Genomic DNA, 13,165 nt, shown 5'->3' with positions numbered 1-13,165 from the left:
TTTTTTTTAATTTGTTGAACGTTGACTTTCATAGGAAAATTGAATTTTTATGGTCAACCTATGTCAGGGACGTACATAAGTAATAAAAGCGCGTAATACCTACAGCCTATTGAATAGAAAATTTTAACACAAAAAAAATATTTTCTAGCTGTAACAAACGGAACAATACACCTACTAATACCTTACAATGCTAACAATATAACGTTGTTTTGCTAAAAAAGTAATAATTTAATTCTCAGAAAAGTCTGTTTAACTTATACTCTTCTTCACCGAAACACTGTAAGTCTAAACACTTTTATAAAAGTGGAGTGATGACCCATTTTAATTGATTAGTTAGTTGAACGTCCTTTGTATACCCATACAAGGGACGTTCTTATTAAAGCCATAGGTGTTCTTGTTTCACGCTAGGTTCTTGCAGTTGATTGACGAGGGCAAATGTACGTGCCTGTAACAGCTCTTTTCTTCCCTCTGGGGTACGCGTATAGACAATTCGATTCTTTCCCACGCGCTGTGTCCATTGCTGAGCAAAATGATTGACGCGTTCTCTATTCACTCCAATACATTCAGGTACTGCGTGATAGTCGGATTCACTGTCTTGAATGGGCAATAGCGTTTTGCGTTCTATTACATAGCGTGGATTTTCTATAGGCGAAAGAATTTCCTTCATGCAAGAAGCAAAAATGTGGCTATCACGTAGGGTTGCTCCTGTTAAAGAACAAAAAACACCTCCGCCAAATTCCAATTCACTAACAAGGCGAATAGCAGTTCTAGGTGTAGACAACAAATCAAAATGGCACAAGGTATTACACAAAGCTTCTCCAATTTGATGGACGTCTTGGCGTATATCTCCAAATTTTCGATACATCTTATAGTACTTCCATCCCTTCCAACCAAAACGCAAGCCCAAGCCTAAAAAGAACGTCTGAAATACCCAATATCCTAAGGACAGCAAGCTCAATCCGTGCAGTAAAATCCCCTTGCCCAATCCGATCATCTGGTAGGTAAAAAACAAAATGGCCGAACAAACAAGGCTAAAAAGTACAGCTATAATCGTTTTATTGGTATAAAATCGCTTAGCTTTTTGAATATCTCGTCTTGCTGTAGAAGATGAAAAAGTCACATTAATTCCCTCCGCCAAATGTGTTCCTTGTTGAATTGCATAGAGCCATTTATCCTTCAATTCACTTCGCTGTTGTGCGAGTTGAAAAGTCTGTTGATTTTGGGCTTCAACATAGTCCAACGTAAATTTTTGTTTGGGTTTTATCTCTTGTAATCGCGCTACTCCATTGGAGATATAGACCTTTTCTTTATTGGCAGTGGCCGAGATTCCAACAAAGGTTTGAAATCGCCTGTGGATAATATCCCAATCTTTTCCTCCTGTAGTTGCAAAATCGTCAATACAGGCTAAATGCCAGATATTAGCTGTCTTCGTCGGTTCTTTCGGGTTCATGCGAAAGGCACGTCCACGCACTTGGTTGGACGTAATGTAGGCACCGATTGAACTGGCCATAATCAAGGAATTAATCGCTGGTGCATCCCATCCCTCTCCAAGTAATGCTTTCGTTCCAATCAAAATATGAATCTTCCCTTCATCCACTAGCTGCGTTATCCAAGGAACAAGCTGTGCTTTTTGTACCAAGGTTGGCTGTATAGCCACATAGTGCTCATCATACGCTAAGGGAGTATACGCCAAGGCCCCGCCTCTTACCTTGGCTTTTTGTTGCAAAGCCTCTAAACAAATAAGGGGGATCAATACTACGGAACCTGTTAATACTGCTAGCGAACAGGCTGGTATTTCCTTGCGACGTAGGGTCTCAAAAATAGACATGACGCCTAATTTCGACAAAACATCGGGTGGTGCTTGCGTGGTGCTATAATATTCTTTTTGGATATAATCCGTCAAAATAGCCATGCGCAAAGATTCACCAAGTGCTGCAAATTCAAAACGTGCAATTTGGACGATACTCTCGAGTTTACTCAAACTGGATAGTAGAGCATCATCCCCTTTATTGTCTTGCACCAGTTGGACTTGTCGATAAGCAATTAATCCTTTCTTTTTTAAATCTTGCGTCAATTCTTCTCTAAACAACTCATATTCTTTGACTTGTTCAAAAAAATCTCGTCCTTGAAAACAATAAAAATTGAGCATTTTTTCAAACCAGACCAAATCCAAAGGAGGTAGTTCATCTTGAGCTAAGCCCAATACCTTTAGGTGTATTTTATCTAGATCCTGCTCAACATCTTTTATAAAGACCAAACACGCCACATAGGTTGTTAGATTTTCGTAAATCCAATCCAAATGTGCCAAAGGCTGTTGCAATAAGGGAATCTCTTTAAGGGTTTGAGCTAAAACACCGTCCGTCCTATACGTTGTGTAGCAGGTAAATACATTGGTTTTATGGGCTAATATCTTCTCTCGTTCCGCCTCTAATGGCAGGCTATAGTAAATAAAATCTTGATGGGGACATAAATCACCTACTTCTAACAACGTGGGTACGGCAATTTCCTCATCCACAGGTCCTGCTAACTCCATATAACGCTGCCATTCGAAGTTAGTAGCTCCATAAGGAGGTGTTGCCGTCAATCCTACAACCGTTGGGTTGAGTTTTTTATCTAACAAATCCAATGCCTTCCACCATTCTTTGCGCAAGTGATGTACCTCATCAACTAATAATGTTTGAATACCTGCCTTTTGCAATTTTGCAATTACTTCTTCTGCATGCGCATTGGTATAGACCGTGTTTTCTTCTACGATCACTTCTTCATCTCCCTCTTCGTCTTCACGTAAATAATTAAATGCTGCATGCAAGCCTTGGTAGGTGGAAACGGTCAAGAATTTCGGTTGTCCCAACTGTGTAGAAATCCATTCTGGTACTTCCTCTACTTGTAAAAACAACGAACAAAAGCGATCAATCCACTGGTTCTTTACCGCTAGTGTAGGTGCCAAGATCAAGGTCGGTTTATTCAAACGAAGAATCACCTCTAACCCCAAAACGGTTTTACCAGATCCTGGTGGTGCAACCAAGTGCAACTTATCGTCATCTAAATGGATGTCTAGTTGATTTAACACTTTTTGTTGATAGTCGCGCCATGGATATTTAAAGGCAATGGAAGGAGGAAAATGTCTCAATAGGTTTGTTATTTCTACCTTAAAAATAAGCAAGCTTTTTTAGGAAACAAAGCCTTTTAAATGTTTTTACGAACACAGTGTAAAGTCATATTTTTTTCATTATTTTGTACAACTATCAATATTTGATACGACTAAACTGGCTTTCCCATAATTACAATGACGACAAAAATTCAATTCAAATTAAGTAATGATGTCCTTCTTACTGTTATTCAGATGGTTGAAAAAACAGATGACTATATTGTACGATCAATAAAGGATGCTTTATTGGTTAGTATAAAAGAAGATCTGATTGCTAAACTGGAAGACAAAGCCAAAAATATTCAGAAGCAAATATCAATTTTAGACCACAATAAGAAGCATGCGATCGTTTTAAAGTACCACGAAGCCTATACGATGTATAAGCTTTTGGAGCTCGTTTACGAAAAAGAGACCTTCGCAGATCATCCGCATATCAAAAAAATCAAACGCCTTTTGGTGGACCTCGAAAATAAAGTAGAAAGCTTTACCACCGAAAATGAAGCAATTGAAACGACGCAAACAGCTACACCTGTTGCACCTGCTTTTCCTAGTTTAGGCGTTAATGAAATTATCATTGAAGAAGCCACGATTTTAGACTACGAAGGAAATGAAGAACTTCAGGCTGATCCCTTAGATGAGGAAGAGGATCCCATACTAGACCCTACGGTGGATGTTAATGAAATTATGGTGAAGAATTACTCCATTTTTGATATTTTGGAAGAAACAGATCCTGCAACACTTCCTATCGAAGAGCCCCACAGCTTGTCTATAGAGGTAGTAGCTGCTGAAACTGTAATAGATCCAGTACCACCTCAGTCAAACGAATACAATACTTTTGAAGCCGAAACTAGATCAACAGAAGTAGTTGATACTCCAGGGGAGGAGAAGCCTGTGGAGGAAGTCGAAACGGCCCCAATACAAGAGGGTTTCCTAGCAGAAGAGGAAGTAACAGCTGCGCAATTAACGCAAATCCCAGCGGAAGAAATTCTACTAGCTACAGACGAAGATGCAGCTTTAGAAGAACCAACCCCTACTATAGAACCTACACACCAACAAGAAGAATCTGTTCCCTCTTGGGCACAACAACCTTCTACTCCTATTTTTGATGGTATTGTGACCAAAACATCCATCTGCATCGAACCAGAAGACGGTGTTATCACATCACCCATAGAACCCGAAGAGGAAGAAACACTCGATCTCTTTGAAGGTGAAATTCTTTCCATTCCCTCCCAAGAAGAAAAGGTAGAGAAAGAAGGAAAGAGAGAAAAAAAGAAACCCGCAAAGGACAATAGTCAACAAGGACAGATTAGTCTTTTCTAACACATACAACCAGAGGATGTCTAAACCAGTCATCCTCTTTTTTATACAAAAAAAAACGCCTTCTCTTTCGCTATAACACACGTCTTCACCCCTTTCCCAGTCAATTTTCCTAGTTGCATAACAAAAAGAATTTGTTTTTTTATATCTTTGTAGCAGTAGTAACGAATAAATAATCGAATGGATATATAAATAAGTATTTCGTTTTAGTAGTATCAGTTGTACCCGACTGATAGGAGCAAACCTATTTTACTGGTGTCTATCTTCTAGACCCACAATACTTATTTATTTATGTGATTTTTACTCCAAGACCGTGAGTAGTGGTATACGGGCCACAAGTATGTATACTCATTAATCTTACTTTTGATTATTATGTCTATCGTTATCAAAAACTTATCCTACGCGCATTCGGATAAAACTCCCTTATTTCATCAAGTAAACCTGGTGTTGAACAAAGGCGAAAAAGCCAATTTAATTGGAGCCAATGGCACGGGAAAAAGCACCCTATTAAAACTTATCGCAACGGCAGAGCTTCCAGCCATTCAATTGGATGGAACAGCTTACTATTTGCCACAGATCAACGCCAATCAAACCGTTGTACAAACTATACAGGAAGCCTTGGCTATCGACAAAAAAATAGAAGCGTTACATCGTATTTTACAAGGTTCTATAGACGAACAAGATTATATCGATCTAAATGACGATTGGCTAATCGAAGAAAAAATAGCGCAAGCCTTACAGTATTGGCAATTGGAGGGAAAAGATCTAACCCAACCGATGAATCAGCTCAGTGGAGGGCAACAGATGCGGGTCTACTTTGCGTCTATCCACATTCACCAGCCCGATGTACTCTTGTTAGATGAACCGACCAATCACATCGACCAAGATACCCGACAGTTGTTGTTCCACTTTTTGGATCAATACAAGGGAACCGTGTTAGTGGTGAGTCACGATATGGAACTTTTAAATCGACAAGCCCTCACCTTTGAAATTACCCCTCATGGCATTCAGCAATACAAGGGAAATTACGATTTCTACAAGGTTCAAAAACAAGAGGAATTAACGACCTTACAGCATAAAATAGACGTGCTGAACAAGGACTTGAAAAGCGTTAAGGTCGAACAACAGAAGCTGTTACAAAAACAACAAAAAGCAGTAGGGCAAAATAAAAAAGCAGAACAAAAAGGCGGATTGCCAAAGATTGTGATCAATACCTTAAAGAATGCAGCAGAAAACAGCAATGCCAAAAGCACTGAAGTTCAAGCTGCTAAACAAGCGAAACTTCAAGAAGAGCTTTGGCATGTAAAAGATCAACTGGAACAGGCTAAACCTTTTCAGTTGCATTTCAATGACTCTGATCTTCATGTAAATAAAGTTCTTTTTCAAGGCAAAGATCTCAATTTTCAATACGATACAGCAGAAGCTCCTGTTTGGGTGGATCCACTAACCCTTGAAATTCGAAGCGGAGAGCGAATCTTAATCGAAGGAAAAAACGGTTCAGGAAAGTCGACGTTATTACACCTATTGGTTGGACATATTCAACCAACATCGGGTCAGCTTGAGCGACTAACGTCTCGAATCGTGTACTTGGATCAATTTTACTCCCTTTTGGATCACACCAAAACAGTACTTGAACAAGCCCAAACCTTTAACCTCCGCTTACTCGATGAGGCAAGTTTAAAAAACACCTTGTTTCAGTATGGTTTTCAGCCTGTCATTTGGAGTAAACCCATCACCCAGTTAAGTGGTGGAGAGTGTTTGCGTCTGACTATTTGCTGTTTGAATCTATCCCTGGATACAATAGATGTCTTAGTGCTAGATGAACCGAGTAACAACTTGGACATTTTTGGTTTAGAAAGCTTGTATCAGGCCTTGAGCACCTATAAAGGCACAATTGTATTTGTGTCCCATGATGTCAATTTACGCCAAGCTATTCAGCCGAATCGCATCGTCCAGCTGTAGATTCAATCTTAACGAAATACTTCGTTTAAGATGCAATTACACCGGATACAGAAGAATGAAAGTATAAAAAAAGGGAGACTTCATCGTCTCCCGTTTTAATTATAATGCAGCAATTTCAGTTGTGTAATTGGCATTTTTATTACGCGCATCAAAACGCGTAGCAAATGCTTCCGCTTGTTGTTTGAAGTAAGCGTAAAGCTCCTCCAAATCGTATATGCCACTTTCTTTGTAGTACGGCAATTGAGGAGATAGTTGCAGTTCTCTTTTTCCTCCTTGCTTCATAATAGGCAACATATAACGGGCGAAGTTGTAACGGTGAATATCTTCTGCATCGATATCCCAAGTGGCAATACGCTCAAAAATAGACCAAGTTTCTGGGTGATTAATCGCGTGCATATACGACATCAACAATCCCATAGAATAGCCTACTGAGCTGTCATATTGATCATGAGCTTCGTATTCTTCGATCGCTTTATCAAAATATTTGGCTGCTCCTGCTGCATCACCTGCCAACCAAGAATAGTACGTCAAGCTACAAAAGGTTTGAAAAGGCATAGAATAACAAGTCAACTTTTTGTGAATTAAGTCTTGCGCTTTAATGATTGCATCGTCCAGTTTTCCTTGAAACAACAACAATTCCACTTCGGTATCTAACTCACAAGCGGAACAATTGGTCATATCGTCTACTAATGCGGCATTCGCTGCATCAATATAGGTTTTGGCTAAATCGTAATCGCGCAAATGGAAAGCCAATCCCGTCATTACATTGTGATAGGCACGGGAGCTGAAACCATTTTTCTCTAACCTGCGTTTGAGGTCTTCTCCAATTTTTTCGATTTCCTCTAATGGAATCAGTGCACTGCGGTAGGCTGAGCAAAACATCCACTTATACTCCCATAAGAACTCTGATTCATCAAAGTAATCCTCATTGGCGTCACTGGTGTGTAAGATCCACGCAAAAGCGGGGAAACTCTCATTACAACGCGAGGTATTGCGCTCTTGACGAATTAAATCCAAACGCAAATCAAATCCCCAATCGATATCATTGTGTTGATCTGCGAGTTGAATTGCTTCTTTTAACGCGACTATTTTATCTTCTAAACTCTTTAATCCCTCTACTTTTAGGAGGATTTTTTGGATTTCTAAATTGTAATTCATAGCATTTATTTTCTTTTATTCTCTTCTTCCATTCGCTGTAAATCGTCTTGAGCAAAGGTATTTCCATTGCGCAGGTCGAATTTCCTCGCCCATTCATAGGCACTTTCACGATATGCCTTGGATAGTTCTTTCAAGTCGTACCATCCATCTTCTTGATAAAAGGGAATAGAAGGCGATAAGGTTAATTGTTTCTTTTCTTGTTGATCTAAGACGAACATCATATGACGGCTCAGCATTAATTGTAAGTCATCTTCTGCATCGATATCCCAGCCCGCAACAATTTCATAATACCCCCATAGATCTTCATCTTCCAATAAATGCAAGGCGTAAATGAGACGGGTTAAGCCATAGAGCAACGAACTATTTACTTCGGATAGTTTTGTGAATTCCTCTTTTGCTTTATCGATATACTGTGAGGCGCGTTCATCGCCATAGCGAGCCATAAAATACCCCATAGAGATATAAGTTTCAAAAGGCAAGGAAAAATCGCGTATTTTCTTATACTCCATTTGTTGCATCAGCGCGATGGCTTCGTCAAAATGCCCTAAGCGAGCGGCACTTTCAATTTCATTGTCATAAGCCATAGCTTCGCTGCAATCTTCGCCTAGCGCTTCCCCTCTAGCCTTTGCCACATAGGTCGCCCCTAACAGATAATCTCCTAAATGCTGTGCAAAACCAGCCATGGTATAGTAATAGCTTCGTTTAGACACCTTGAATTGTTCTAACTTTTGTTCAAGATCTTCGGCAATGGCGTAAACTTGTGCTAAGGAAATAGCAACATTTCCATAAGCCGAGCAAATCATCCATTCGTATTCTTCCAAAAATTCAGCTTCTGATAACAGTTCGGGGTGTAAACGCGCTTGTTCTAAGAGCCAGGCAAAAGCCAAAGGGCTTTCGATACAGGCAGAAGAACAGCGCTCTTCGCGTATAAGCATAATGCGCAAATCGATCCCCCAACTGAGATCACCATGCTTATCCGCCAAATGAATGGCTTGCTTCAGCAAAGCAATACAATGCTTTGAATCTTGTACTTCCTCTTGAATCTGCAGGAGTATCTTTTGTATCTCTAAACGATAAAACATCCTAGAATTCAGGCAAAAAGTTAGTCATTCCCAAAATCACAAATTGATAAAGGGCATGGTTAAAAATATCCATTTCTTGCTTATTGATTGTATAACCACCCAACATTAAGGCTTGTACATATAAAACGTTAATCAACGCCTCAAAAAGCTCGGGATCTTTAATCACTAAAAGCTTAGCTACCAAATCATTTTGTTGGTTAAAACACAAGGTAGGCAATACCTCTTCTTGTTTTTTAAAATGACCTAAAGCTGCAGCAAAAGGATTTGAACTCTGTGATAAATTTTGCATACTCTTACTGCTCAATGCTTCTTCATTGGCAATATAGATTGCCGTAGTATCTTGGGGGTCAAATCGCTTTACTTCCGCCTTACAGTAATGTTGCTTTAGTATTTTGTTCGCCTTTTCGATAAAAGTATCAATGCTATCATCTGTAATCGAAGCGGCTTCAAAACTATCTAGTACATCATTGGGCTTGATCAATGCAATGGTTAATGCTGGATTGCTTGCCTTTATCTTCTGAATCAAATCTGCTTCGTAGCTATAGGCAGCATTAATCACCAACTTTTGTTGGGATCCCGCAATACGGCGAATTTGTCTAAAATCATCCAGGGAAGGCGTATAGAAAATAGAGCTGTAATTCGTTCGAATATCTCGAAACAACAACATCCCTTGATTGGTTTCAAACGGCAAATAGTCTTCAAATAATTTCAAAATTTCATTATCTGAAGCTGCCAGTGATTTGATAAACAAATGGTGAATAGAGATCAGGTGTTCTAACTTTTCCAAATTCGACACAGACAAGAGTTTCAAATAGTCTTTGAAACACGTTGTTAGCTCTTTTTTTGCCTCGGTTAACAAGGCATTATTCATCAGTGATTCACGAGATGCCGTCGGTTGTAATCCATTGGAATTGATAATGCAACGTACAAACGACGTCCATTCCGGCAACAAATTAGTCGCTTGATCACATAAATACATGCGTTTCAAAAAGATTTTATGCTCTTTAGAGGTAGAGGTATTCACTTTGTTGGGAATAACATAAGCGACTCCTTGAATATCCCCTGCTTCGGATGAAATTGGAAACACATCTAAGAATTTCGTTTTAAAAATTTCTTTTCCATAAGCCAATAAATCTTCTTTAGACGCATTTGGATTCAACCAAATCGGATTTCCATCAGATAGAACTTCAACCACTCCATCTTCTACCAATTTGATTTCAATGGGCAAAGCACTGCCGTAAAACAGTACATTTTGTTTGACCTCTTCTTTTTTAAATAGGGATCTCCAGTTCTTCTTTGCTTGTAAGATCACGCGTGTTCCCACTTCAGGAAGTAGGTCAATCATTTCTACATCATAGGTTCCATCGGCTCGACCGGTCCAACGCACAGATTCTTCTTTGTACAACGAGCGAGATTCCACGACAATTTCCTCAGATACGACCAAACACGAAAGCAATCCAATTCCAAAACGACCGATTAAGTCCTTTTCTGCCAATTCACCGCGTTTTGAACTTTGTCCAATAACCGATAAAAATTGGTGCATATCATCCAGTGTTAATCCAACGCCATTGTCTTGAAAAATCAGCTGATCCTTATCAAAAAACAAGGTTATTTTTCCTTGAAAACTTTCATCAATTCCCTTTCTCACTGTAACGGCATCCACGCCGTTTTGCAATAATTCGCGAATGAATACTGTTGGCGAACTGTAAATGTGTTCGCTCAACAGTTCGATCATTCCCTTCATATTGACTTGGAACTGATAATTCTTTTTATTGTCCATTATCTTCTTCTTTTTCTTGGGCCACCAACAATTTTTTGTGCATCTTCATTTCCATTCTCTGCCGCTTGTTGGTACCAATGTAGGGCTAGTTCATCATTTTGCTCTACACCTTCTCCTTTTAAATAACAATTACCTAATTCATACTGTGCCATTTCATACCCATTATTTGCTGCTTTCTCTAGGTAGCTCACGCCTTCTTCTGCTTCTTGTGCCACGCCCTCTCCTTTGACTAACATTACCCCGACATAAGCAGCTGCTTCCATATTTCCGCGATCGGCTACTTCTCTCAAATAGTACATCGCTTCTACATAGTCTTTTTCTGTACCAATGCCGTAGTAATAGCACATCCCCATACGGAAATAAGCTGCATCATAACCGCGCTCTACCGCCATTTTATAGAAGTGGAAGGCTTTTTTCTCATCGCGTTCAACTCCAATGGCGAATTGATAACAAATTCCCAATCCTTCTGACACATAACCACGCTGTTCAGCAGCTTCGTAATAAGGGAAAGCTAAATCATAGGGTTGATCTTCTTCATACCCGTATAGATAGTAATCTCCTAAGGTTAGCATCGCTAATGCAGATCCATTTTCATTGGCTTTTTCCAACCAGTATTTGGCTAGATCTAAATCTTTTTCTAAACCATAGGCATAGAGGTAATAACACCCTAATTTATATTGTGCATAGCTGAAACCTATTTCAGCACCTGCCGTCATGTATTCGACTGCTTTTTCTGGGTTTTCCTCTCGGCCTCCCATTCCTTCTTCATGTGCTAAGGCTAAGTCTACATTCGCATCCTGATAGCCATATTCTAAGGCTTTTTCAAAGAGGTCAAACGCCAACTCTCGATTTTCAGGACCTCCAATGCCGTAGCGGTTACAACGCGCAAATTGATAAATCCCCTCTGCTAGATCAGCATCAGCTGCCAGTTCAAAGTACGATCTCGCTTTTTCAACATCTGCTTCTCCTAGTAAACCATCTTCATACAAATAACCCAGGCGAACTGCTGCAAATGGGTAATTATTTTCCAATGCTTCTAGGTAAAATTGTTCTGCTTTTGCGGGATCTGCTTCTAATCCATAGCCGCGTTCCAACATCATCGCCAATTCTACTTTACAGTAATTGGAATTGTATAGCTCTACTCCTTTTTCATAGAAAGCAATCGCTTTATCCAAGTCAGGATTTTCATTGTAACGATAGTATCTACCTGCATATTCAATTCCCAATCCACTGTTGCGTTCTGCTGCAATTTCGTAGTATTCAATGCATCTATTAAAATCTTCTTCCGTACCAAATTCACCAAACTGATACCCATATCCCAAGCGATAAGGTGCATAATCATCCCCTAATTCCATCGCTTGTCTCAAAAGCGCTTCTGCTTCTGCTGGGTTGTGTTCTATCTCTTGGTGTTCGAGTAATGCCACAGCTTTTTCATTCATCGCACGTGTAGATTTTGCATCAATTGCACGATCTAAATAAGCGAATGCACGTTCGATATTTTTATAATCACTGTGGTATAGGTATAATATTGCCAGTTCTAACAGGGCTTCATTTGATTCATATAGCGCTGCTTTTTCCAAAGATTGGATGGCTTTTTCAAATTGAGGTTCACTTTGATCTGCTGGATATAAGTAGTAGTATCCTTGAACAAAACCAGCATAAGCAATACCGTGCTCAAACCCCACTTGTAAGTAGGGAACCCCTTGTGCGATCTCATAGCCTAAAGGAGCAAAACGCGTATTGCAAATCATCAAGCCCATCATGTAGTTACAATAACCACTGTTGTGTTTGATTCCCTCCAAAAAGGTTTCTACTGCTTTTTCATCCTCTCCTTCACGTAGATAATAATCGGCTAAAACGTATAATCCACGTTTCTCTTGGTGAATCAAATCGTGGTATTTCGCTAACACTGCTTGTGCTTCCTCTCCAGATTCGCAAGCGCGAAACTCAATATTTAAGGCAAATAAAGGACCTACACGATTGTCAGGACCATAAGAAGTGTGAATCAGCTCCAATCCTTTTTCTTGATCTTGTTCAAATCCTAAATTACCATAGTACAGATTGTACCCCATAAAAGCTTGAGCTGTATGGTCTCCTGTTTCAAAACCTTGTTTTAAATAGGCTGTTGCTTTTTCGTCGTTTTTAAACCCGTAACGCGCATTCATATACAGTTCATGCATAAACGTATAAGCCTTTGCATATCCTTTGTCAATAAACAACTGATTGAGTAAAACAACATCGTCAAACCAAAGGGCATAATCTTTGTCATTCAAATAAAAACTACTGCGCTCGCGGTTTGCATCCTCGTTAATTTGTTCGTATAACTGTTGGAATACTTCTCCCTCTTTTCCTGTTTGCAACGCCAACATACACAACGCATGTGCCTTAAACCAGTGTACTGGATCTGAATAGTCATTCGCTGTCAAATACACTTGTGCAGCTCCACTTAAACTTTCTTGCCCATTAGCAAACTCACTGATGTAGCTCAAGTATTTCACATTAAACTCGCCCATAATTTTTTCTTTTTCAAATAATACAATTTTATTGCTGGATGGTCTTTATTCCACCAACAACAAATTTATGAAACACGAACGACATAATTTGTTAATTATAAAAAAGTGTGCAGAGGAAAAGGAAAATTCCCCAATTATAGGGAACGTAAAAAACAACTACCCTTCCATGACAATAAAAGACCTACCGTCTTATGCTAAGGAAATA

General features: G+C 39.4%; 7 protein-coding genes. 2 read left to right on the top strand and 5 right to left on the bottom strand.

Going from position 1 to position 13,165, the window contains the following annotated elements:
- Window positions 1-376: 376 nt before the first annotated feature.
- Window positions 377-3,130, bottom strand: a complete 2,754-nt coding sequence (locus ACPDHL_RS04180; RefSeq protein ID WP_430531543.1) for a DEAD/DEAH box helicase family protein — start codon at window positions 3,128-3,130, stop codon at window positions 377-379.
- Window positions 3,131-3,286: 156 nt separating this feature from the next.
- Here ACPDHL_RS04180 and ACPDHL_RS04175 point away from each other — a divergent pair, with 156 nt between their 5' ends.
- Window positions 3,287-4,468, top strand: a complete 1,182-nt coding sequence (locus ACPDHL_RS04175; RefSeq protein ID WP_430531542.1) for a hypothetical protein — start codon at window positions 3,287-3,289, stop codon at window positions 4,466-4,468.
- 369 nt (window positions 4,469-4,837) lie between these two features.
- The gene (locus tag ACPDHL_RS04170) at window positions 4,838-6,427 is read left to right on the top strand and encodes an ABC-F family ATP-binding cassette domain-containing protein (RefSeq protein WP_430531541.1); all 1,590 of its coding nucleotides are present in this window, start codon (window positions 4,838-4,840) and stop codon (window positions 6,425-6,427) included.
- A 99-nt stretch (window positions 6,428-6,526) separates the two neighbouring features.
- Here ACPDHL_RS04170 and ACPDHL_RS04165 read toward each other — a convergent pair whose 3' ends face one another.
- Genes ACPDHL_RS04165 through ACPDHL_RS04150 form a run of 4 tightly spaced genes read right to left on the bottom strand, consistent with a single transcriptional unit; the run spans window position 6,527 to window position 12,960 of the window.
- Complete coding sequence (locus tag ACPDHL_RS04165; protein ID WP_430531540.1) at window positions 6,527-7,585, bottom strand: hypothetical protein; 1,059 nt, start codon at window positions 7,583-7,585, stop codon at window positions 6,527-6,529.
- 5 nt (window positions 7,586-7,590) lie between these two features.
- Window positions 7,591-8,667: a hypothetical protein gene (locus tag ACPDHL_RS04160; protein WP_430531539.1), complete on the bottom strand. Its 1,077-nt coding sequence runs from the start codon at window positions 8,665-8,667 to the stop codon at window positions 7,591-7,593.
- Window position 8,668: 1 nt separating this feature from the next.
- On the bottom strand, window positions 8,669-10,447 hold the full coding sequence (locus tag ACPDHL_RS04155) for an HSP90 family protein (protein ID WP_430531538.1): 1,779 nt from the start codon (window positions 10,445-10,447) through the stop codon (window positions 8,669-8,671).
- On the bottom strand, window positions 10,447-12,960 hold the full coding sequence (locus tag ACPDHL_RS04150; RefSeq protein WP_430531537.1) for a tetratricopeptide repeat protein: 2,514 nt from the start codon (window positions 12,958-12,960) through the stop codon (window positions 10,447-10,449). The genes ACPDHL_RS04155 and ACPDHL_RS04150 overlap by 1 nt, the downstream gene beginning before the upstream one ends.
- Window positions 12,961-13,165 lie beyond the last annotated feature (205 nt).

This window comes from Myroides sp. C15-4 (assembly GCF_050522745.1).
Lineage (GTDB): Bacteria > Bacteroidota > Bacteroidia > Flavobacteriales > Flavobacteriaceae > Flavobacterium.
The sequence above is the reverse complement of the archived record's forward strand: the minus strand, read 5'-3'. Positions and strand labels throughout refer to the sequence as shown.